Below are 22926 nucleotides of genomic sequence, written 5' to 3' on the forward strand. Positions count from 1 at the left end.
TTATTTTAAAACAAGATTACTCTAATAAACCTGTGAAGCCGTTTATGTTGGTACAAGTTGCCCTGCCTGTTCCCCTTTATCGAGTATTTGACTATAGCCTACCGGCCAATATGGAGGGTTTGCCAAATGCCTCGCTACCACAGATTGGTAGCCGTGTTGAGGTTTCATTTGGTCGTCAGACACTGATTGGCATCGTAATCGCTCATGTCGATCAAAAAGACAGCAGCGTACCCATCAATAAAATAAAACCCATTAATACCTGTCTAGATGCTGAGCCTATACTAGAGCCTAGTATGCTAAAGCTTGCCTATTGGCTGGCGCGTTACTATCACTATCCGCTTGGTGATGTCTTATCCGTTATTCTGCCGAGCCTTGTTCGTCAAGGCAAACCCTTAGACTTGCTGATTACGCATTGGCGAATCCTGCCGCATATCACTGATGATGATTTTCGTGCTAATGCAAAAAAGCAAAAGCAGCAGTTCGATATGCTAAAGCTACATGGTCAGCATGGCGCGAGTGAAGATGTCTTGCTACTAGAAGGTATGCAGCGAACCTTCCTAAAGACGCTCGAAGACAAAGGTCTTATTGAGCGCTATATCGAGCACAAACAAGCACCTGCTCCCGTTAAACTGGCAAAAATGCCACTTGATCTCAATGATGAGCAAAAGCTTGCCGTCGATGCGATTATTGCTGCACATGAGTCCGAGAACTATACTGGTTTTCTGCTAAATGGTATTACTGGCAGCGGCAAAACTGAGGTCTATCTGCAAGCGATGCAAGCGGTGCTAGAAGCTGGCAAACAGGTGCTGATTTTGGTACCAGAGATTGGGCTGACACCGCAAACGCGTGCACGGTTCGCCAGTCGCTTCGCCGCCCATATTGTCTTATTACATTCTGGGATGACCAATACCCATCGCTTGCAAGGTTGGCAGGACTGCCGTACAGGACATGCTCAAATCGTTATTGGTACGCGCTCAGCAGTGCTATATCCATTTGCTAATCTGGGACTCATCGTTGTGGATGAAGCCCATGATGGCTCGTATAAGCAGCAAGACACACTGCGTTACCATGCCGCTGATGTTGCGCTCTATCGCGGCCTACAGTACAAAATCCCAGTCGTGCTCGGTACGGCCACGCCCTCTCTTGAGCATCTAAAACTGGTCGATGATGGCAAGCTGGTAGAATGTCAGCTGCTGACTCGCCCCGGTAATGCCAGACCTGCAACCATGCAGCTAATCGATGCGCGTTTGCAAAGCACTCATCAGCAAGCACAAGATGATGGTGCACGCTACGACACGGGGCTGACAGACGCCTTGATTGGGGCAATCAAACAAACACTAGAAGCAGGCGATCAGGTATTAATATTTTTGAATCGTCGTGGCTATGCGCCTGTCTTATTGTGCGAAGCGTGCGGCTGGCAGGCGGACTGCCCGCGCTGTGACGCTCATCTAACCGTTCACTATAACAGCGGATCTCAGCACAGCAACTATTCAGCTAATTCTTATTTGAAATGCCATCACTGCGATTGGCAAGCCTACATTCCTACTGTCTGCCCTGATTGCGGCAGTCAAAATCTAGATGCCAAAGGTATGGGAACCACAAGGCTCAGCGAAAACCTGCATGCCATCTTTGCCAATCCCCAAACCAGCAAAGAGCTCTATCCGATTATTCAAATCGACCGTGATACCACAAGGCGCAAAGACAGCTGGGAGAATATCTATCAGCAAATTAATCGAGGCAATCCTGCCATATTGGTCGGCACGCAAATGGTCGCTAAAGGTCATCATTTTCCCAATGTCACACTGGTTTGCTTGCCTAATGCCGATCGAGGCTTCTTATCAGCAGACTTTCGCTCACCAGAGCATACCGCGCAGCTCATGATTCAGGTAGCAGGCCGTGCAGGGCGCGGTGACAAATCTGGGCGCGTCTTAATCCAGACCTTGCAACCTGATAACGAGCTGCTGTTAAAACTGGTCAAAGACGGTTATTTGTCATTTGCTCGCGAGCTGCTGCAAGAGCGCAAAATGATGGGCTTACCGCCTCATAGCCATGCTGCATTGATACGCTGTGAAGGCAAAACATTAGCAGCCACCACTCAAGCACTCAAAGATGCCATTGCTCATTTGCCACATGCTCATAATCTCGCTGTCCTCGGACCTATTGATGCACCAATGAGCAAAAAGAACAGCCGCTATCATGCACAGCTGTTGCTCTTAGCCAAAGACCGGCGGCAGCTGCACCATGTATTGAATCAATGGTGGCAACCCGTTCTAGCCTTGCCAAGTGCTAAGTATCTCAAACTTACCTTGGACATCGACCCTGTCGGCTGGTAGCTCTGATATATAAATCGAATACATACATCAAATAGCCGATATCACTGTCTCTTTCCTCTATCACCTGCATATTTACTTCGTTGTTACAGCGTCTGATACTTGGCTATGTTAAATTTATAGCTATAGTCAAATATTATGCGATAAAGCCCCTACACTTTTTTTGAGTATTGGTTAATTAGCACATCAATCAGCAGACTTGAGTGTCGTTATGAATCGAAAAAACTCAAACGCCAAAGCGCATTCTCATACTCATCAGAATAAGGGCACTGATATGCCTGAGCATCTAAAAGATAATACTGAGCATCATTACACCCATAATGCTCAAGACAACCACGATCATGATGGGCATTTAGAGCAGACGATAGCATCGCAAGATACCAGAGGTTATCAGCGCACCTTACTATTTAGCTTTGTCATTATCACAGGTTATATGTTTATTGAGGCGATTGGTGGCTGGCTAACAGGAAGCTTGGCACTGCTGTCTGATGCAGGGCATATGCTCAGCGATGCGATAGCGCTAGGTGCAACCCTCATGGCATTCAAAATTGGTGAAAAAGCGGCCACTCATCAAAAAACCTTTGGCTACAAGCGCTTTGAGATACTCGTCGCTATGCTCAATGGCGCGACACTTGTCATTATCGCTCTGATGATTTTTTATGAAGCGATTAAACGCTTTAACTCACCGCCAGAAATTGCGACCCAAGGCATGCTGATTGTTGCCACTGTCGGCATGTTGGTTAATATCTTGGTCGCTTGGCTAATGCACCGAGGTAGTCAAAGTGGCGAATCACACGGCCATAGTCATGGTACGGATGATGCCAAGGTCGCAGAGCAGAAACCTAGTAATACAGAACCCGTTAACCTTAATATGCAAAGTGCTTATTTGCATGTATTGAGCGACTTATTAGGTTCTGTTGCTGCCATTATTGCCGCTTTGCTGATGATAGGGTTTGGTTGGATATGGGCAGATGCGGCGGCGTCTGTCATCGTTGCCTTGCTTATTTTAGTCAGTGGCTACCGTGTCGTACGTGATTCTGTGCATATATTAATGGAAGGCACGCCTGCCAATATATCGCTAGTCGATGTGGCGCAAAAACTACTCGAAGACTCTCAAGTACGAAAAGTACATGACCTCCATGTCTGGAGCATTACTAGTGGCCTCAATGCCCTCTCTTGTCACGTGGTAGTGGATGGTGAAATGAGTATTCATGAGTCAAGTATTCTGATTGCCAGTCTTGAACAAAGCCTATTAACATTAGGCATTCATCATGCCACCATCCAAGTTGAAAGCTCATCGCATCCACAAAACCGTCCGCATAGCGACACTCTCGTTTGTGACATATCAGAGCGCCCAACAAAAACAGCAGGTGGCCATATCGGGCACTCACATTAAATAGATATTGCAGTGCCTATTTGTGAATTATCAAACACGCCCTAAACACGAACGCTGTTCTAGCATGTTAAAATATCGAAAAAGTCAGCGCGACTGGCATATTGTCACGATAATTGCTGTATATTTAAATAACTTATTAACGTTTACTTAATGAATTCCTACTATGTCTAGACGCTCAGCTCCCTTTGTTGCCCCCAGCCATATTAATGGCAACGATGACCCTACGTCGACAGCTGGCAAAAAATATGCCAAAGCGTTGCTATCAACCTTGCAAGAAGACATTGCCAATTTTCGTAATGAGCAATTCCCGCCTGATATTCTACGGCAGGTTCGCGATATGCCAATCTATGAGGGCAATCTGGCTGAAGTGCAGACCTATCAGCAGCAGTGGAGTAGCCTGCTTGAGCGTGCAAACACCTTTTACCCAGCGGCCAATCTGCCACCTGACTATCTACCACTACCAGCCAGCCTTGAGATACCACAGTTTATCTATCATGTGCAGCGTTTGCATCTGACCAAGACTCACGCCAAAGAATCCAAAAGCTTTGGCTCAGTAGGTGCATTAACTGATAAGTGTGGTCACTATACTGATGATGAGATTGCGCGCATGACAGCGGTACTCGATAACGATGATGAGGTGCGTTTGGTGGCTCATCGTGAGTTTATCGATCTGCGTGCTTACGTTTTTTGCCGTGATATTAAGGGTGAGATGTTAGAGCCTGAGCGCGTACGTTTCTATCGTACTGGACTCATCGTACATGCACTGCCTGACTTTAAGATTGTCGATAGCAGGCAAACACCGCGCAAACGTCGTAACGATGCCTATAACAATCCACTTGCGGACAATGGGGTGTGGAAAATTTATCGCAAAAAATAATAAGTATTAGCGCGATGTTTTTCAGACCTACTGTGTTTAGTCATCTCTATTTTATATTGTTTACTTTATTCCAATTTTAAGGAGCCCAAATGTTTGCTGCTGCCGCTGGCTCACCAAATCTCATGTTGCAAGCCACTATCTTTTTGGGAGCAGCACTGCTCTTTGTCCCCCTTGGCAAACGCTTTGGTATTGCAACCGTCTTGGGCTATCTCATCACCGGACTCATATTGGGTCCAAGCGGATTGGATGTGGCAGGCGACGCAGAAAGCCTATTGCACTTTTCAGAGTTTGGCGTGGTCATGCTGCTGTTCATTATCGGGCTTGAGCTGCAACCTTCACGGCTTTGGGCGCTGCGCCGCTCTATATTTGTATTGGGGGGTTTGCAAGTTGGTCTGACTGGTACGCTACTCATGTGGCTGTTGCATCAGTTTTTCTCCTTACAGATGGATACCGCCTTTATCGTGGGTTTTGGTTTGGCGCTCTCCTCTACTGCGTTTGTGCTACAGATACTGACTGAAAAACAGCAGCTGTCCAGCACACATGGTCGAGAAGCATTTACTATCCTATTGTTCCAAGATATCGCCGTCATTCCGTTACTGGCCGTCATTCCGTTCTTGTCAGGGGTGCGTGAACAAAGCTACGATTTGATTTATTTTGGTAAAGTATTTGCCGTTTTTGCTGGGCTTATTTTTGCCAGCCGTTATGTGGTTCGACCCTTCTTTAAATTTGTGGCTTCCAGTGGTGCATCAGAGTTGCTGACTGCCGTGGCACTATTTATTGTGATGGGCGTGTCTATCTTGATGGGTCAAATCGGTCTATCAATGGCGTTAGGTGCATTTTTGACAGGTGTATTGTTAGCAGATTCCGAATATCGCCACGAGTTAGAAGCCAGTATCGAGCCGTTTAAAGGCTTACTATTAGGTCTATTCTTTATGTCGGTCGGTATGCTCACTGACGTCAAACTCATTTTGGCAGAGCCCATCTTTATTATTGGCTGTGCGCTCGCCTTAATGTTTATCAAGTTTGCAGTGATTGCAGGTATCGCAAAAGTATCGGGCAATCGCTGGCCGACCAGTATCAGATTGGGCGTGACCTTGGCTCAAGGCGGTGAGTTTGCTTTTGTCCTATTCAGTGTCGCCACTGCCCAAAATGTCTTACGTCCTGAGCTTGCCAATACCCTGAACCTTGTGGTTACCATCTCAATGGCGCTTACACCACTGGCATTTTTATTGTTAGAAAAAGTGGGTGAGCCATTATTTGCAAAGAGCAAACCGAGCCGCGAATACGATACGATTCCCGATCATGAACATCAGGTTATTATCGCGGGCTTCGGCCGTGTCGGTCAGATTATCGGCCGTGTACTGCGCATGCATAATATCGAATTTACCGCCATCGAACGCTCTGCAAACCGAGTGGATTTTGTACGTAAATTTGGTAACCAAGTCTACTATGGTGACCCAAAAAACCCTGAAATTCTACGAGCGGCAGGCATTCAAAAAGCACGTGTGTTTATTCTCGCTATCGATGATTTAGAGCGCTCCATCACTACTGCTCAGTACTTACGTAAAAACTATCCTGAACTAATTGTATTGGCAAGAGCACGGGATCGTCAGCATTACTATCGTCTGCGCGAAGTTGGGGTGCGACATATTTGGCGTGAGACGTATTTGTCGTCTTTAGATATGTCACGTGAGTCGCTACAACTGCTCGGTATCTCTCCTGAAAAAGCACGCGAAACGGTGCAAACTTTCCGTGATTATGATGATGATTTGATCGAGCGTCAGCAAGCTATTTATGATGATGAAGCCAGTATGATTGAGTCCGCACAATCAGCGATGGCAGAGCTTGAAAGCTTGTTTGACGAGGATATCGGTAAGGCACGTAAAATGGATTTGACCGATTTTTATGAAGCGTTGAAGAGTCAGGCAACACCAGTGGATGAGCCTGATAGCACCGCAAAAGATGCTAAACATTAGCAAAAAATAGGTAGCTGCAGCCCTTAATCAGCGATACAGTTTGGGGGTGCTTGTTTCTTGTTCAGCGAGCTTGTACAGCGCCAGTCATCACTGTCTGGGATGTGATAAAAAACCAGCGTCTGATCGTTTAGATAGCGTATGGGGAACGTCACATTTTGAATCGTTGCCACCACCGCACAGTCGGTGTTGACCACCCCAGCGGCTTGGGTATCGACATACATACGTAGCTGCTGCTGTTCCGTACTAAGCGGTAGATTTACTGGGCACTGCCCTGTCTGCTGATAAATCAACGCCACTCGGTTTTGTGCAGTTTTGGCAATGTCATAAGTATCGAACAGCACTGCATTTTCTTTTGGTTTAGCGATGATAGGTAAAAACTGCACCTTGATGACCAATAGCGAAAAAGCAAAGAGTCCAAACCCTAACGCCAATCCAAACAAGCTGACGCCGCCCTCTTTTTTTAGATGTGCCTTCTGTTTTGCCTCGTCTCGCGGATGGTCATTGATAGCATCAGCGATCTCACGTCGCGCCATTCGATAATAATACGCATCCGTCCAGCGCGCCACCATAGCAGACCAAAACAGCCAAATCACAGCCGCAATACCGATACGGGTGGCCGTCTGGTAAGCATCTGGCACATAGGACATCGCGACGAACTCAAAAGCCACGAGCACGATGGCCACATTTAGCTGGATGAATGACCATCCTGCTACACTGTAGACAATGGCATCCATGTAGCGCTTACGGTATAACAACCAAGGAAAAGTGATAAAAAATGCTGCCCAGTGCCATTTCGGTGATAGGTATCCCTGCCGATCAAACTGCTCAAAGCGTTTAAGATAATAATGTTGGGTACGATTACCAATGAACCATTTATCCAACTGCTGACGCTTGGCAGGCGTTAATGATTCTTGATAAAAAGGTGGTGGTGAGTCCGTCTCAATAAATAGCATGGCAATACGCTCTACTGATTCTTAGAAAAATGTCTAGAAACTGTCATTATATGATAACGCTAAAACTCATGTGTAGTATAAAGAAACCATCACACTAACTAGCAAACACGCTAAAAGCGGATTGTTCGTTCACAGTTGTAAGGATTTAACTTATAATGAGCAAACATCACTTACCTAATTAAGCCTTACAAATCCTATGAGTCAATCTACTGATATCAATGACAGCATCAATAGTACTGATACTACTGATGAACACACTCTCAATAGCACTAATGAGCCTATCGATACGGATACCAGCGAGAGCGGAGAGATGGAGCCTAACTCTGACAAGCACATTCGCATCGTCAATACGTTTATGAAGCGCCGCACGCACATGAACAAGAACGCTGAGCTGGCACTGACCGCTCCAGAATTTTCTGAGTATCTGGTCAATAACAGTTTCGGTGATGGCGACCTTAGTGGTATTGACGATCTGCGCGTACTGTTCGCTGATAGCCCGAACGGCTCTGATGCCCCGCTTACTTTAGAGATTGGTTTTGGCTTAGGCGTTTCATTTATTGAGATGGCAGCCGCTGAACCTAGTCGTAACTTTGTTGGGGTCGAAGTCCATGAACCTGGTATTGGCAAATGTGCTTATATGGCGGGCACTCAAGAATTAAGCAATGTCAAAATCATCAATGGTGATGCCATTCAATTGCTCAAACAATTGCCAGAAAACCATATTGACCGTATTCAGCTTTATTTTCCTGATCCATGGCAGAAAAAACGTCATTACAAACGTCGTTTTGTCAGTCCTGAACGTATGACTATCTTAACGCGTAGTCTAAAACAAGGCGGTTGGTTCCATGCGGCGACTGACTGGGAGCATTATGCATTTTGGATGGTTGAAGTATTGGATGGTTTTGCTGGATTGACCAACAAAGCGGGCGCTGGCAATTTTACTGACCGTCCTGACTTTCGTCCAATGACTAAGTTTGAGCGTCGCGGTCTTGACCGTGGTCATGGCGTTTGGGACTTAATCTATATTAAAGACTGATAGAGACTCTTTAACTCTCGATAATTTTGATAAAGCGGCTATCTGATGTAGCCGCTTTTTTGTGCCTATTTTTTATGTCTATATATAGTCTTGCTATTGCACCTATTAATATGCTTAACGAGATTTTAATCGTCATTCTGTGGTCACACCCCTGACTTCAAAGGCCTATAGTATGATATACGTGAAAAAATCTAAATTATCATTATGTGAAACATCGGTCTCACAGCAGCGTTTATTGCTTAAATATTGTCTTTATCAGTATCAAATGCATAGTATGAGAGGCTTCTGGTATAGCGCTTGTCCGCGCAAACATAGGTACTATAAGGGCTTGGAGAGTTCTCCCCATAAGCTGTGGATAACCCTGTGTATAAGTCGCCACTTGACAACTATATGGCTAGGTAACTTAAAGGTTAAGGTAAAATCGTTCATTTTTTGTACAATTTAAAAAAACTTTAAAATCAAATACTTACATTAAATACATAACCATAAGAAATTATTTTAAATATTTTTTTAAATATTTAAGGTATCGATGATGTTTCACAAACCCTCAAATTAAGCAGAATATTTATTGTGGACAACTCCTGAATCTATTGACAAACGAAGTCATTATCATGTTCTAAATCATATCCACATTAGTTGCCATCTCTGTAAATTTCAGCGGTATACCATACGACATCTAGTGTCGCTTAGCATCACTATCACCCCAATTTAGCGCTTAGATTTTGTTATAATGACTCTATCAAATCAGCCATCTTAATAAGCCATGCTAAATAACTAGCATCCATAGTATGACCTGAGAAACCTATCACTATAGCTAATAACGAACTTATTTTTACTGCTCTCGCTATTTAATTTTACTGTATAGTAAAGCGATATCTTCGATACTACTACCGATAGCCTTTATGTGACAACCTATTTTTAAACAAAATAGTCAAACAAGAATTACCTGCTTAATAACAGTCAATATGCGTTTGCCAAAAACTCCAACGTTATCAATATTGTACTTGTAGCATCAATTTAATCATCATAATCAAGGAATCCAATATGGACGACAACAAAGCCAAAGCCCTCAAAGCGGCACTAGGCCAAATCGAAAAGCAGTTTGGTAAAAATACCATCATGCATCTAGGCGATGACTCGGCCATTATGGATGTCGATGTGGTCTCTACAGGCTCTCTTGGGTTGGACATTGCGCTTGGTATTGGCGGTCTCCCAAAGGGCCGTATCGTTGAAATTTATGGCCCGGAGAGTTCAGGTAAAACGACGATGACGTTGCAAGCCATTGCAGAATGCCAAAAGCAAGGCGGCACCTGTGCTTTTATCGATGCTGAGCATGCGCTTGATCCAGTCTATGCACGCAAACTGGGTGTAAACACTGATGAGCTACTACTCTCACAGCCTGACAATGGTGAACAAGCGCTAGAAATCACCGATATGTTGGTACGCTCTGGTGCTATCGATATGATCGTCATTGACTCAGTCGCCGCTTTGACACCGCGCGCAGAGATTGAGGGTGAGATGGGTGACTCTCATATGGGTCTACAAGCACGTCTGATGAGCCAAGCATTGCGTAAAATCACAGGTAATGCCAAGCGTTCTAACTGTATGGTGGTCTTTATTAACCAAATCCGCATGAAAATCGGCGTTATGTTCGGTAGCCCTGAAACCACAACTGGTGGTAACGCCTTGAAGTTCTATGCCTCAGTACGTATGGATATTCGCCGTATCGGTGCGGTCAAAAACGGTGATGAAATCATCGGTAACCAAACCCGTGTTAAAGTCATCAAAAACAAAATGGCACCACCATTCCGTCAAGCTGAGTTTGAAATTACTTACGGGGAAGGTACCAACCATCTAGCCGAAGTCATTGATTTAGGCGTTGAGATTGGAGCCGTTGGCAAAGCAGGCTCATGGTACAGCTATGGCGACGAAAAAATCGGTCAGGGTAAGGCCAATTCGGTGCTGTTCTTAAAAGAAAACCCTGCAATTGCTCAAGAAATCGAAGATAAGATTCGTGACGAAAAGCTCGGGTCCAAAAAAGAGGCCAAAGCTGAAGAAAAAGAAGTGGCTAATAAAGGCTCAGCACCTGAACCAGTACAATAATGGGTTTATCATTCATATTTGCAATCATGACTTATAATGGAAATTAAAACGTTGGCTGAAATACTGGCTGAGTCGGCATCCGACTCAGCCAGTAATGCTGATGCCAAATCAAAAAAAATCTATAAACACACATCAAAACAGACCAGAAAAACTGGCAAGCGCTTTATACCTTCAGGTAAAAGTCACTCAGAAATTAGTAGATCAGAAACTACTACACTAAAAATCAGTTCATCAGTACATAATAAACCAGCAAATAGTCATTCTCTACACAGCGACTCAGCTATTAGTGAGTCTATATCTGATATAGAGGCGATTGACTCACTCTCCTCTGCTAACCCAAAAATAGCCAGGCCCAAAAAGCGTCAGAAACGTGAAAAACGTTTTCATCCGGCGGCCAACTTCATACCTGAACCTAGCGATGTACCTGCTTATGAACAACCAAAAGCGCAAAGCATTAAAGAGATGCTCGCAGAGGTTAAGCACAACGTTCATCGTGATGAAGACAGTAGCAGCACTGCTGCTGACGATGATACTGAGCATTATACTGCCGTTTCAGAGCTAACATCTGCGCCAATGATGTCCAATGATCATGAGCAAAACAACCAAACCGACAACATTCCTGCTGCGCTCAAGGCTTATCTACGCACGCCTGAACAAAGACAAGCAGAGGTAGATGCTATCAAGGCCGAAAGCCGATTACGGTGGCTCGCATTCTATTACTTATCACGCCGCGAATATGGCAAAGCTGAGCTCAAGCAAAAGCTTATTGATAAAGAACAAGACCTAGATAAAGTTGATGCGCTGCTCGATGAGTTTGAAGAAAAAGGCTATCAAAGTGATTATCGAACGACTTTGATGCTCATACGTGAAAACATCCGCAAAGGCCGTGGACGCGGACGTATCAAGCAAGAGTTCTATCGCAAGAAGATTGCCATGCCCAGTAACGTTGATGAGCTGATTGATATGGCAAATGCAGAGTCTGATGAATTTAGCGAGTTTGTAGATGATAGTGCAGACAATCTGGTCGATGGCGTAGACTGGCTAAAACTTGCTGTGGTAGCACGCACTAGGAAGTATGGTGATGACATACCTGTTGAACAAAAAGACAAAGCACGCCAGTTACGGTTTTTACAATATAGAGGGTTTAATACGGACATCTGTTTTGCCGCACTTAACTACACATCAGAGACGTTAGATGAGCGATTTTAGCGAATGCTTTTTAAAGTTAGTAATAACCGAGTACTTTCCACCAAATGAGACCGGCGCCTATCCAAATAACTAAATTAACCACGCTCATAATCGCCCCAATGCCCCACCACTCTTTCAACGTCACATAACCAGAGTTAAAAATCACAGGTGCCGTACCAGTCGCATAGTGCGTAAGCGTCATCATGATATTGCCCGCTGCGGCCAAGATTAGCGCATATAACATCGGCGGCGCCCCTAGTGTCAGTCCTACTGCATAAAATGCGGCAAATAGCGCTGTGATATGTGCTGTTGTACTCGCAAAAAAGTAATGAATATATAAGTAGACTAAGGTCAAAATAGTCACTGCACCTACCCAACCTACTCCAGTTGTGCCAATTAGAAACTCAATATTGTCTGAGAACCAGCTTATTAGACCAAGCTTACTAAGATAAGCCGCCATCATAATAAGTGCACCAAACCAAACAATGGTATCCCATGCAGATTTCTCTTTTAGGATATCATCCCAAGTCAGGACACCAGTCAGGATTAATGCTGTTAAGCCTATAAAAGCAGTAGTGGTGGCGTCGACGCTATACTGCTCACCCAAGATAAGCGCAGGGATATTCGCCCACAATAGCAGCATCAAACCAAATACCCCGAGCATAATTTTCTCTTGAGCACTTATTTGACCCATTTCTGCCAGATTATCCTTTGCAAAATCTTTCGCATTAGGCGTCACTTTGACATCAGGCGGATAGATCATATAGATAACCAGTGGCATCACTACTAAACAGAGCATTCCGGGGACAAACATCGCAACCGCCCATGTTGTCCACGACAGATGAAGATCACCGCCTGTGGCTTTATTTACCAGTTCTACGACTAATGGATTGGGGGCAGTAGCGGTAATGAACATACCAGAAGTAATCGGGTTGGCATGATAATTAACCATAGCCAAATAGCGACCAATCTTGTTTTGAGTGCCTTCCTCGGGAGTTGAATGAAAGCTCTGTGCAATGGATTTCATAATAGGATGAATAATACCGCCGCCTCGCGCCGTATTAGAGGGTGTAATAGGTGCTATTATCAGTTCAGCGGCTGTCAGAGAATAAGCCACTCCGATGGTTTTTTTACCAAAGATAGAAATAAAATAATAAGCAATACGCCGACCCAAACCAGTTTTTATCAAGCCACGCGATATCATGACTGCAATACCAATGAGCCAAATTAAAGGACTTGAATAGCTTGATAATGCATCGCTAATAGCTTGTTTTGGACTATCACTTGTTACGCCTGTCAGTGCCACTAGGGTCACAGCAATAATAGCAATCGCCCCAATGGGTAATACCTTGCCTATAATAGCCACAATGGTAGCGATAAACAGTGCCAGCATATGCCATGCTTCCGGCGTGACACCAGTCGGTACTGGAATGACAAACCAAATGATCAGACCAACTAAGATAGCAATAGCGGCTTGGATAGGCTTAAATGGCATTAGTCAGTATCCTTATAAAATCATTGGATTGTTAGATCAGCGCACCTCTACCTCTGATGGCATATTCTTAAGATAACCGATGCTATAAATCAAGAATTAAGTAATCTCCTTAGCTATCTTATAAGATTTATATGACCCTTGTGTTATTGTTTAACTATTTTAATATATTTATTTAGATTCAAAGATAAATAGACAATGACGGTGATACTAACTAACATACGAGCATCTAAATAATAAAAAAAGAGCACATCTGATGATGTGCTCTTTTTTTATTATATTTTTAATCGATATTAATATATCTAAAAATAGAAAACTATTTTAAGGCACCTAATCGACTAGACAGCTGATTAATAATGTCATCAATCTCTGTATTGGCCTCATTCTCATCATCTAGATTGCCATGAGGAGTTAATTGATTCATCACCTCAGGTAAAAGCTCAGCAAGTCCTTGACGTACTTCCGTCTCATTAGCACCAGTATGCGCTGCCACTTGCTGAATTTCGCTTTCGTCAAATAGACGGCTTATCTCGTTTGGATCTAAATTGTCGTTGGCCTCATCGCTACTCATCCAAGAGCGTGCTTTGTCGCCATGACCCATGCCAGTAATTTTCGATAATGCACTGCTTAGGCCGCCATTGCGTTTGATCCAGCTCAGTACCATCGGCATCAATGCAGCGATTAGCATGCCTTTACCACCGAAACTACTACCAGCACGCTGACCACCTAATACACTGCCTAAGATGTCTCCCAGGCCGCCAGTGCCTGAGCTCACGCCCCCACGTTGATTGCCACCCGTGAGACCACCGAGGATATCATCCAAGCCAAACCCATTATCTGCTTGATGGTTCTGTTGCTGTGGATTATAACCACCTGCCTGACCATTGCCGCCCAATACGCTACCTAATATATCCCCTAGTCCACCCGTCTGCCGTGTATCGGTACGTTGATTGACTGGATTACGCTGAGCGTCCTCTGGATTCATTGCGCTACGTGCGACTTGACTGATTAAATTCCCTAATAAGCTCATAGTCTATTCCTATTGTTGTCATCTTATTTATTATGAATAACGACTGTCTTATCCTGAAAATATCCATCTAAACAACAAACTTGCAGAATAAGACCTCGTAATAGCATCCATTAATATAGCAAATTTTTGTCATCATCAAGATACCTATTTTGTTGAGACATGTAGGTATTCGTAAGCCTTTTTACAAAGGCAAAACCAAGAACCGTACTTGTCTCTTACACCTAATGATTCATCACATTGGCCAAAATACTCAACTCTCGCCATTGCTCAGCGCTCACTTGATCGCGAAAGACCGTCGCTGATAAGGAACGATGATAAGGCTCAATCACATTGAACTCAAAATGTATGGCCCATTGGTATCGGTGGACAGCCTTCAAATGAGCTTGCCACAATTGCTCACCGCGACCCAGCCGCATCAACAATTGCCACTGTTTATCCACGCGTTGGTTAAGTGGTGGTTGGCTCAGATGCAATAGACTCGGTCGTGACATCGCTACATAAATAGCAGTGGCCACCAAGACGACTAAGATCAGTCCATACTGCCACAAAGCTAAAGAGGCAAAATATGCCAATATCAGCATAGTACTCATCACACTAATATATAGCAACACGCGTATATAGCTCATAGACTGAATGGCCGTATCAATACGCAAAGAAGTTAATAGTGTCATACATGAGTACCAAAATAAGCGTTAGAGATTAGGCCAAATCTTTGGTATGACGCCATGTCTTTATCTTATTGACCAACGCCCATATAGCCTCTGATTCTGGACGATTTTGATTGGTAAAATAATCCAATAAGTCAGGATCCTCATGAGTGAGCATTTCTGCAAAGGCCGCTTGCTCTTCAGCACTTGCTGTCAGATAAAGCTCTTTAATATAAGGATCAATATAAAAATCTAACTCTTTTAGTCCGCGACGTGCTTGATAAATAATACGGCGCTGCTCATTGGTTGGTTCTGGCTGAATGGTCATAATGCTACCTTTATTGATTAAGAGGGTTTTTCATATTATAGGTATAGTCAAAGAAATCTAAAATGAGTACCAGGCAGCCGGCTGAAGATTGTACAAATAGTACATCTAGGGAGAGTAACGCTGTAGCCGTTTAGTAATTCTCTGACTATAGTGTGTGCGCTCATCTAACACTGGCTATACTCAGACAGCTGATGCCATAACGCTACTGCTTGCTGCATCATCGCTACATTATGCGTGCGTATGATACTGGCGCCCTGCTGTAGTGCAAACAACCCAGCAGCAGTACCTACAGCATCTCGCTCTACTGCTTGCGTTGTCTTCACCGTTTGTACGCCACTATTGGTCAATACTTCTGCTAAAAAACGCTTGCGCGAAATACCAAACATCAATGGTAAATCCAATGCCTGCAACTTATCGAACTGACTTAACAAGGCACAATGATGCTTATGGTTTTTTGCAAAACCAAAGCCTGGGTCTAGAATGATTTTATCTCGTCTAACACCAAGCTGCGTGACTTCCTCAATACGCGTCGTCAACTCTGTGATCACGTCATTAACCACATCCTCATACTGAGCCAGATTGCTCATCGTGGTTGGCTCACCGCGCATGTGCATCAGCATGACTGGTATGTCCAACCTAGCGGCCAATTCTGCTGCACCAGTACGTTTTAGTGCTCGAACATCATTCCAAATGTCAGCACCTGCTTCAAACGCTGCTTGTATGACCTCTGAATTACTAGTGTCAATAGATAGCCAGATATTATCACCGCAATGTTGACGAATAGCTTGCACGACTGGTACAACACGCTGTAATTCTTCGCCTGTCACCACAGTATCAGCGTTCGGACGAGTAGATTCACCGCCAATATCAATAATAGTAGCGCCTTCATTTATCATTTGCTGACAATGAGCGACCGCTTTATCCACTTCGCTAAATTGCCCACCATCTGAAAACGAGTCTGGTGTCACATTGAGAATGCCCATGATATGCGGCTGCGATAAATCCAAGGTTTTATCACGGCTAGATATTTTATAATTGGGTAAAGGTTGAAATAATGACATGAGCAATCCATCATAATTAAAATTTGTAATATAGCGTTTATTCTTATTGTCTATGCTCATGATACCAGTAAATCTTAGGCTATCCTAAGCCCTGTATAAAATGATGACAATAAAAAAGCCCTTTATCATAAAGGGCTTCTTATTAAACATGGATCAGTTAGAGCCTACATCGCTGGTAATGGTGGCGGCGTAGTACCCGTTGTTTTGATGTCGTTTTTTGACAAATTGACTTCGTTGTGCTGATACACTCTTGGTGGACGTGGAGCCTCACCTGCTAGGATATCTTGCAATTGATCACGGTCAATGGTTTCCCATTTCATAAGAGCGTCAACCATGGCATGCATTTTCTCTTGATTACCTTCAATCAATTCACGAGCAATATCATACTGCTCCTCTAGCATGCGACGTACTTCTTCATCGACCTTTTGCTGAGTGGCTTCAGAGATGGTACGACCACCACCGCCGAAATATCCTTGCGAGTTGTCATCATCTTCGTACACCATGATACCAAGTGCATCAGACATACCGTATTTCGTTACCATCGCCCGTGCCATTTTGGTTGCACGTTCAAAGTCGTTCGAAGCACCCGTCGACATTTGATTGATAAAGACTTCTTCGGCAATACGACCACCGAACAAAATAGCAATATCGCTCAGCATTTTCGACTTATACATACTGGTTTGATCGTGTTCTGGCAGCTGCCAAGTCACACCAAGGGCAAAACCACGAGGCATAATAGTGACTTTATGCACAGGATCGGTACCTGGTAATAGCTCAGCTACTAGCGCATGGCCTGCTTCATGATACGCAGTCGCACGGCGCTCTTCTTCGCGTATCACCATAGATTTGCGTTCAGGGCCCATATACAGCTTGTCTTTGGCATCTTCAAAGTCATTCATATCGACGCTGGTCTTGTTACGACGTGCTGCAAATAATGCAGCTTCGTTTACAAGGTTGGCAAGCTGTGCACCACTGAAACCTGGTGTACCACGAGCAAGAGAACTTGCGTCTACACTGATCGTGTTTGGCAGTTTCTTCAAATGCACTTTCAAAATTTGCTCACGGCCTTTGATATCCGGCAAGCCTACTTGTACCTGACGGTCAAAACGGCCTGGACGCAATAACGCTTTATCCAGCACGTCAGCACGGTTGGTTGCAGCAATAACGATAACGCCTTCATTGCCCTCAAACCCATCCATCTCAACCAATAACTGGTTCAGTGTCTGCTCGCGCTCATCATTACCGCCGCCCATACCGGAGCCACGATGACGACCGACTGCATCAATCTCATCAATAAAGATGATACAAGGCGCGCTTTTCTTGGCCTGTTCGAACATATCACGTACACGAGATGCACCAACACCGACGAACATTTCAACGAAATCAGACCCTGAGATAGAGAAGAACGGTACTTTAGCTTCACCAGCAATGGCTCTTGCTAGTAGCGTCTTACCCGTACCCGGAGGACCTACCATCAAAATACCACGAGGAATCGTCGCACCAAGTTTGGTAAATTTATCAGGATCACGTAAGAACTCAACCACTTCAACGACTTCTTCTTTGGCTTCTTCACAACCAGCCACATCTTCAAAGTTTACGTTGATTTGGTCTTCGGTCAGCATTTTGGCTTTAGATTTACCAAAGCTCATAGGACCGCCGCCTTTGCCGCCAGCACCGCCTTGCATATTACGCATAAAGAATAAGAATAAACCAATAATCAGTAAGATTGGGAAACTGGCTATTAGTAATTGCATCAATACGCTTTGGCGCTTTGGTGCCGTTCCTTGAACTTCGACTTGGTTCTCACGTAGCATTGGCATTAACTGGTCATCGGACACAGCTGGTCTAATAGTCTCAAAAGATGAGCCATTTTTCTTTTCGCCGGTGATCTGTTCGCCGTCGATTTCGACACTGGCTACCTGACTCTCTGACACGGCGGTCACAAACTCAGAGTAGTTAAGGTTATCCGGCTCAGATGATTGATCAAAGCCGCTAAACACCAGCACCAAAACGCCGATTACCACCAGCCACAATAAGGTATTTTTTACCATGTCGCTCACTAGTTATTCCCATCCCTTACTTATTGGTGTGTTTACTAAACACGTGACGTCTATAAATGTATTGCTCATTTTTGGTGGATTTCCTAATATCAAAAACTTCTCGCTCAGACTTCTATGATCTACAAATAGCATAAAGGCTGTTTTTATAAGCAATCAGTATCAGATAAACACAAATCCATTGTCATTAAGCTGATAAAACATTTATTCCCAGACGACTTTGCCTAAAACATATGCTAAAAACAAAGGTAATATACCATGATATGTGGTGCTAACCCGCATAATTCAAGCAGGTTTCACGATTATTCAGTTAACGATTGTAGTGGGTTTTATATTTTGATAATGACAGTTTATGGTGACTCATTATCTTACTTGCAATACCAACAACCCATTGATATTAAAACTATTTAATCGCTATCCAAAACATCTCTTTTGAGCGTGGTCGTGATGCACCTGGCTTAATACTACGAATCTTACTAAAATCCTGCTGCATCTGCTTGCGTAATTCTTGTGTACCCTCGCCTTGAAACACTTTCATAATAAGTGCGCCACCTTCTGGTAAGGTTGCGAGTGCAAATTCCACTGCCAACTCGCACAAGTACATCATACGCGGCTGATCGATGGCACTATTACCCGCAGTATTGGGTGCCATATCAGACAATACGACGTCGACTTGCCTATCACCTACTTCTGCCATGATGGCGTCAAACACTTCAGCTTCCCGAAAATCACCTTGGATAAAGGTGACATCAGGTAAGGTATCCATCGGCAAAATATCAGAGGCAATCAAGATACCGTTTTCGCCGACCAGTTTACCTGCCACTTGTGACCAACTACCGGGTGCACTACCCAAATCGACAACCGTCATACCTTTTTTGATAAGGCTGGTTTTTTCGTTAATTTCTAATAACTTATAAGCAGCACGGGCACGATAGCCATCTTGTTGAGCCTTTTTCACATAATGATCGTCAATGTGCTCTTTCATCCAAGCACTACTACTTTTTGACAGTTTGTTGTTTTCAATACGTGTGGCCAAAATACCTGCTCCTATTACTTTACAAAAACTACATACAATCTCTTCGATTACTTACGAATTGAACTCAATTATGTGGCGTTTACTGGAGAGCGCCTTTAATCAGGCTATTTATTCGTGATTGATCATCAACTGACCAAATTCTCTTGGTTAAAACACTGTTTTATAAGGCAGTAGCGTTTATAATGTGACCAAACATTTAGTTTAACATTTTCGTCACGTAAAATCGTGCAAAATCCTGCTGATCTCATGCAAGATAGTCACAGATTATCTATAATGATCAATAACTGTTTTGACAGCACTCTTTTTATTTTTACCAACACCTAGGAATTCTATGCAACTCGATAACGCTACCATCAAACGCCTAAGAGGCATCGGTCACGAGCTAAAGCCTATCGTTATGATTGGCAACAAAGGTATCACCCCGACTATTAGCGAAGAGATTGATCGCGCTCTATCAGATCATGAGCTTATTAAAGTAAAACTGCCTGCTGGCACAAAAGAAGAACGTGATGTTATTGGAGAGCAGCTTGCTAAAGCGGCTAAGGCATCTTTGGTTCATTCAATTGGCCGCATGGCATTGTTATTGCGTAAAAACCCAAATGCTAACCCCAAGCTTTCTAACCTATCTCGTCACGCACAGTAAACTGTGAGGACAAGCTTGGTTTTAGCAAAAATATGCCGTATCCATTGATACAATAACCAAGTGTCGACGGTAGAATATAAAAGCCGCGATGCATCTTGCTCGCGGCTTTTATGCTATTTATAGTATGTTATTTGTCTAAAATAGTGATTTAGCGAGACGTGTAATGCATTGCCTTTTATCTATTACGACTTTTTTATCATGATTGTGGAGCTGGCTAAACCATGAAGCAAACCTTTGAGCTCTGTCTTTCCACAGACAATATCGCAAACGATGCAAAACAACTGGGCGTCAGCCTAGACGACTTAAAACATATTGGTATTAAAGTCAGTGCTCAGGTTATCCAGCAGCCTGCATTGTGCTTACAACTGACCTATCAAATTACTGTGCCCAACCAAATATTAGCGCATAAGCTACATTGGCCAACATGGCAGTCAACGCGAGTAAGGTTTTCTGATTACTTGTGGGAAGAGACTTGTCTAGAATGTTTCATTGCTGGTGATTCGCTGATTGATAGACACACGACAGATATTCAGCAAACAGCCCCTTATATAGAAATCAACGCCAGCCCTGATGGTCGTTACGCGCTTTACAATTTTAAAGGCTATCGTAACCCTGCCACCTTACCACCAGTCCCTTTATACAAAGACAATGGATGCACACGTGTATCTATTGATTGGGTTGATAATATAGAGCCATTAATAATGCCATTCAAAGAGGTCTCACATAACGCGTCGACCGTCATGGACGAGCATTGTGATTATGAGCAAATTTTTACTGTACCATTGAAGCAACTGTCCAATCAGCAATACGCCATCCAAAACCTGCCAATCGAACAGATACATCCTTGTGTCATCTTACGATTTGGCGAGACTGCTTTGTATTTTGCCTCAAGTCATGCGTCTCCAGCTGATTTTCATAATCGCCAACACTGGTCTACATTTAGCCTTTAGCCTTTAGCCTTTAGCCTTTAGCCTTTAGCCTTTAGCCTTTAGCCTGCGATATTTTAATTGAAAAAACCAGTAATGTTATAAATAACATTACTGGTTTTGGAGAACACTTATTATCGCTCAAGCAATATCTAACTGATGTTTATTTATCAGCCATCGCAAGGTAAATACCACGGTCTGATGCATCGTCAACATACTGCGAATCGCGCCATGTCGTATAGCTATAATTGCCGCTATATGGGCTGATGCTGTTTTGACGGAAATCAGATACCCAGTCATTGCCATCAAAGATCTGAATGTGACCATGTGGACGACTTGAGGTGCGATTGTAGACCACGACATCACCGACTTGTGGCGACATGTCGTTACTGATCTTAGTAAAGCCTGCTTGAGCCAGCGTGCCACGAGAGGCGTACTGATAAGCTGAAGCATTAGGCGTAAATTCGTAACCTGCTGATTGTAGTGCTTTACGCACATAACGAGCACAGTATCCAGAGCTTCTAGATAAGGCCACGCGTGACGCATTTGCTGCTGCAATCGCAGGAGCGGAGTTGCGATCAGGGACACGGCTGGCTTGCTGTTGACGCTGCTCGTATGACAAACGGCTGGTCAATGAAGCGAGCTTGTATTCTTTTTGCTGAGCATGAGCGCTTAGGTTGTCAATCGCTTGACTAATTTCATCGTTACTATACACATGAGCACCACTGCTGGTGCTATAGATATTACGACTAGAACCGTAGTTCGCAGAAGTAGAGATATTTGTGATGGTATGACTCAAGGTATTATTTGGTTGAAAGGTTGTTTCAGCAGCACCACTCGTCTGTGCGATACCCATTCCCAAGACTGACAAAATTAATAAAGCTTGTTTCATAAATTTACTACCTATTGTTAATACAAGTCTGATCGTCATCCGTGACGAAGCATCAATTAATTTAGAGGATATAATCAGCAAATAGACGTGATAAAATCCCTATTAGAACAGTTCGCTTTTTTTAAGTAGTGACCAATGCAAGTTTTACGGCCAGTCCAGTCAACTACTTCATGAATCAATTGCTATATATTGCGTTGAGCATATCTGCTGTGAGTATCGAGTTTGTCACCTACTAGATGAGTCATTACGATGTCAAAAAAACAGCCTAATCGGCTTGCCCAGCTTATAGACCATCAAGCTTTTGCTGGTAGCGCACTACCACAAACGCTTGCAACCAATATGCGGCTATATATAGAAGTAACCAATGAGATAAAAGAGCTATTAATAGACTGTCTACCTGAGGAAATCCTAGATACCTGCTGGGTTGTCGGCCTAACCTCTGAGCAACTAGTACTCAGTGTCAGCTCGATGACCGCTGCAAATCACATTCGCTATTTACAGAGTGCTTATCTACAGGTATTAACAGAGCAGTCGATTACATTTAAACAACTCAAACAAATCCGCGTCATTGTGGCCAAAACATCTGCTGATCGTAAGCTATCTCAGTCATCATCAGCAACTTCATCAAAGTCTTATAAAGCCAATGAAAATCAGACGCTTAGCCAAAACACAAAAAGGACTATATCACAGGCCGCAGAGCATGTCACCACTGATAAAAACCTCAAAAATGCGCTTTTGCGACTGATAAATGACTAAAAATCTTATCCCTTAAATGTAAAGTTGTGTAAGCATAGAAGTAAAATAACGGTGTCGACGCTGTATTTTTGTAATACCGCAAACAAAAAAAATCATTCAATGGTTATATTCATAATCAGAATACGACCATTAAATGATATAAAAAACACTCTCAGCTTTTGTACACTCTATCCTACAGAAAAACCAACTATTAAATATC

Annotated in this window: 19 protein-coding genes; 10 read left to right on the plus strand and 9 right to left on the minus strand. The window is 43.6% G+C overall.

Annotated elements, in window-relative coordinates:
• Positions 1-44 precede the first annotated feature (44 nt).
• The 4 genes from IP485_RS08800 (at position 45) to IP485_RS08815 (ending at position 6579) form a co-directional block, all read left to right on the plus strand.
• Positions 45-2333 carry a primosomal protein N' gene (locus IP485_RS08800; RefSeq protein WP_198326907.1) on the plus strand — a complete coding sequence of 763 codons (2289 nt, stop codon included), beginning with the start codon at positions 45-47 and terminating at the stop codon, positions 2331-2333.
• Positions 2334-2604: 271 nt separating this feature from the next.
• Positions 2605-3726, plus strand: coding sequence for a cation diffusion facilitator family transporter (locus IP485_RS08805; RefSeq protein WP_413787027.1), 1122 nt, complete (start codon positions 2605-2607; stop codon positions 3724-3726).
• 163 nt (positions 3727-3889) lie between these two features.
• Positions 3890-4603: a hypothetical protein gene (locus IP485_RS08810; protein ID WP_198326909.1), complete on the plus strand. Its 714-nt coding sequence runs from the start codon at positions 3890-3892 to the stop codon at positions 4601-4603.
• Between the two features lie 89 nt (positions 4604-4692).
• Positions 4693-6579 (plus strand): monovalent cation:proton antiporter-2 (CPA2) family protein, encoded by a 1887-nt coding sequence (locus tag IP485_RS08815; RefSeq protein ID WP_198326910.1) that lies wholly within the window; start codon positions 4693-4695, stop codon positions 6577-6579.
• 23 nt (positions 6580-6602) lie between these two features.
• Here the strand turns inward: IP485_RS08815 and IP485_RS08820 are convergent, their stop codons facing one another.
• Positions 6603-7532, minus strand: coding sequence for a DUF2628 domain-containing protein (locus IP485_RS08820; RefSeq protein ID WP_198326911.1), 930 nt, complete (start codon positions 7530-7532; stop codon positions 6603-6605).
• Positions 7533-7728: 196 nt separating this feature from the next.
• Here IP485_RS08820 and trmB point away from each other — a divergent pair, with 196 nt between their 5' ends.
• From trmB to IP485_RS08835, 3 genes are all read left to right on the plus strand, one after another.
• Positions 7729-8568 carry a tRNA (guanosine(46)-N7)-methyltransferase TrmB gene (gene trmB, locus IP485_RS08825; protein WP_198326912.1) on the plus strand — a complete coding sequence of 280 codons (840 nt, stop codon included), beginning with the start codon at positions 7729-7731 and terminating at the stop codon, positions 8566-8568.
• Between the two features lie 1044 nt (positions 8569-9612).
• A complete protein-coding gene (gene recA / locus IP485_RS08830) occupies positions 9613-10671 on the plus strand; it encodes a recombinase RecA (protein WP_198326913.1) in 1059 nt (352 codons plus the stop codon).
• 36 nt (positions 10672-10707) lie between these two features.
• The gene (locus IP485_RS08835; protein WP_198326914.1) at positions 10708-11880 is read left to right on the plus strand and encodes a regulatory protein RecX; all 1173 of its coding nucleotides are present in this window, start codon (positions 10708-10710) and stop codon (positions 11878-11880) included.
• 16 nt (positions 11881-11896) lie between these two features.
• Here IP485_RS08835 and IP485_RS08840 read toward each other — a convergent pair whose 3' ends face one another.
• The 7 genes from IP485_RS08840 to IP485_RS08870 all read right to left on the minus strand — a co-directional run bounded on the left by IP485_RS08840 (position 11897) and on the right by IP485_RS08870 (position 19510).
• Positions 11897-13354 (minus strand): anion permease, encoded by a 1458-nt coding sequence (locus tag IP485_RS08840; protein WP_198326915.1) that lies wholly within the window; start codon positions 13352-13354, stop codon positions 11897-11899.
• Positions 13355-13667: 313 nt separating this feature from the next.
• Complete coding sequence (locus tag IP485_RS08845; RefSeq protein ID WP_198326916.1) at positions 13668-14381, minus strand: YidB family protein; 714 nt, start codon at positions 14379-14381, stop codon at positions 13668-13670.
• Positions 14382-14602: 221 nt separating this feature from the next.
• On the minus strand, positions 14603-15052 hold the full coding sequence (locus IP485_RS08850) for a hypothetical protein (protein WP_198326917.1): 450 nt from the start codon (positions 15050-15052) through the stop codon (positions 14603-14605).
• A gap of 28 nt (positions 15053-15080) precedes the next feature.
• Entirely contained in the window at positions 15081-15356 is a 276-nt protein-coding gene (locus IP485_RS08855) for a succinate dehydrogenase assembly factor 2 (protein WP_194364706.1), read from the minus strand.
• A 164-nt stretch (positions 15357-15520) separates the two neighbouring features.
• Positions 15521-16417 carry a dihydropteroate synthase gene (folP, locus tag IP485_RS08860; protein ID WP_198326918.1) on the minus strand — a complete coding sequence of 299 codons (897 nt, stop codon included), beginning with the start codon at positions 16415-16417 and terminating at the stop codon, positions 15521-15523.
• A gap of 164 nt (positions 16418-16581) precedes the next feature.
• Positions 16582-18477 (minus strand): ATP-dependent zinc metalloprotease FtsH, encoded by a 1896-nt coding sequence (gene ftsH, locus IP485_RS08865; protein WP_320154196.1) that lies wholly within the window; start codon positions 18475-18477, stop codon positions 16582-16584.
• A 400-nt stretch (positions 18478-18877) separates the two neighbouring features.
• Positions 18878-19510: an RlmE family RNA methyltransferase gene (locus tag IP485_RS08870; protein WP_198326919.1), complete on the minus strand. Its 633-nt coding sequence runs from the start codon at positions 19508-19510 to the stop codon at positions 18878-18880.
• Positions 19511-19841: 331 nt separating this feature from the next.
• Here IP485_RS08870 and IP485_RS08875 point away from each other — a divergent pair, with 331 nt between their 5' ends.
• Positions 19842-20153 carry a YhbY family RNA-binding protein gene (locus tag IP485_RS08875; protein ID WP_194364699.1) on the plus strand — a complete coding sequence of 104 codons (312 nt, stop codon included), beginning with the start codon at positions 19842-19844 and terminating at the stop codon, positions 20151-20153.
• Positions 20154-20374: 221 nt separating this feature from the next.
• Positions 20375-21103, plus strand: coding sequence for a hypothetical protein (locus IP485_RS08880; protein WP_198326920.1), 729 nt, complete (start codon positions 20375-20377; stop codon positions 21101-21103).
• A 139-nt stretch (positions 21104-21242) separates the two neighbouring features.
• Here the strand turns inward: IP485_RS08880 and IP485_RS08885 are convergent, their stop codons facing one another.
• A complete protein-coding gene (locus tag IP485_RS08885) occupies positions 21243-21971 on the minus strand; it encodes a CHAP domain-containing protein (RefSeq protein ID WP_194364695.1) in 729 nt (242 codons plus the stop codon).
• Between the two features lie 249 nt (positions 21972-22220).
• On the opposite strand from IP485_RS08885, the gene IP485_RS08890 reads away from it, so the two are divergent.
• The gene (locus tag IP485_RS08890; protein ID WP_198326921.1) at positions 22221-22727 is read left to right on the plus strand and encodes a hypothetical protein; all 507 of its coding nucleotides are present in this window, start codon (positions 22221-22223) and stop codon (positions 22725-22727) included.
• Positions 22728-22926 lie beyond the last annotated feature (199 nt).

The organism is Psychrobacter sp. NG27 (genome assembly GCF_016106655.1).
Classification (GTDB): domain Bacteria; phylum Pseudomonadota; class Gammaproteobacteria; order Pseudomonadales; family Moraxellaceae; genus Psychrobacter.

Bases quoted from the DNA above. Each gene is read 5' to 3' on its own strand.
- IP485_RS08800 (WP_198326907.1), top strand. From the start codon at position 45: ATGTTGGTACAAGTTGCCCTGCCTGTTCCCCTTTATCGAGTATTTGAC.
- IP485_RS08805 (WP_413787027.1), top strand. From the start codon at position 2,605: ATGCCTGAGCATCTAAAAGATAATACTGAGCATCATTACACCCATAAT.
- IP485_RS08810 (WP_198326909.1), top strand. From the start codon at position 3,890: ATGTCTAGACGCTCAGCTCCCTTTGTTGCCCCCAGCCATATTAATGGC.
- IP485_RS08815 (WP_198326910.1), top strand. From the start codon at position 4,693: ATGTTTGCTGCTGCCGCTGGCTCACCAAATCTCATGTTGCAAGCCACT.
- IP485_RS08820 (WP_198326911.1), bottom strand. From the start codon at position 7,532: ATGCTATTTATTGAGACGGACTCACCACCACCTTTTTATCAAGAATCA.
- trmB (WP_198326912.1), top strand. From the start codon at position 7,729: ATGAGTCAATCTACTGATATCAATGACAGCATCAATAGTACTGATACT.
- recA (WP_198326913.1), top strand. From the start codon at position 9,613: ATGGACGACAACAAAGCCAAAGCCCTCAAAGCGGCACTAGGCCAAATC.
- IP485_RS08835 (WP_198326914.1), top strand. From the start codon at position 10,708: ATGGAAATTAAAACGTTGGCTGAAATACTGGCTGAGTCGGCATCCGAC.
- IP485_RS08840 (WP_198326915.1), bottom strand. From the start codon at position 13,354: ATGCCATTTAAGCCTATCCAAGCCGCTATTGCTATCTTAGTTGGTCTG.
- IP485_RS08845 (WP_198326916.1), bottom strand. From the start codon at position 14,381: ATGAGCTTATTAGGGAATTTAATCAGTCAAGTCGCACGTAGCGCAATG.
- IP485_RS08850 (WP_198326917.1), bottom strand. From the start codon at position 15,052: ATGACACTATTAACTTCTTTGCGTATTGATACGGCCATTCAGTCTATG.
- IP485_RS08855 (WP_194364706.1), bottom strand. From the start codon at position 15,356: ATGACCATTCAGCCAGAACCAACCAATGAGCAGCGCCGTATTATTTAT.
- folP (WP_198326918.1), bottom strand. From the start codon at position 16,417: ATGTCATTATTTCAACCTTTACCCAATTATAAAATATCTAGCCGTGAT.
- IP485_RS08875 (WP_194364699.1), top strand. From the start codon at position 19,842: ATGCAACTCGATAACGCTACCATCAAACGCCTAAGAGGCATCGGTCAC.
- IP485_RS08880 (WP_198326920.1), top strand. From the start codon at position 20,375: ATGAAGCAAACCTTTGAGCTCTGTCTTTCCACAGACAATATCGCAAAC.
- IP485_RS08885 (WP_194364695.1), bottom strand. From the start codon at position 21,971: ATGAAACAAGCTTTATTAATTTTGTCAGTCTTGGGAATGGGTATCGCA.
- IP485_RS08890 (WP_198326921.1), top strand. From the start codon at position 22,221: ATGTCAAAAAAACAGCCTAATCGGCTTGCCCAGCTTATAGACCATCAA.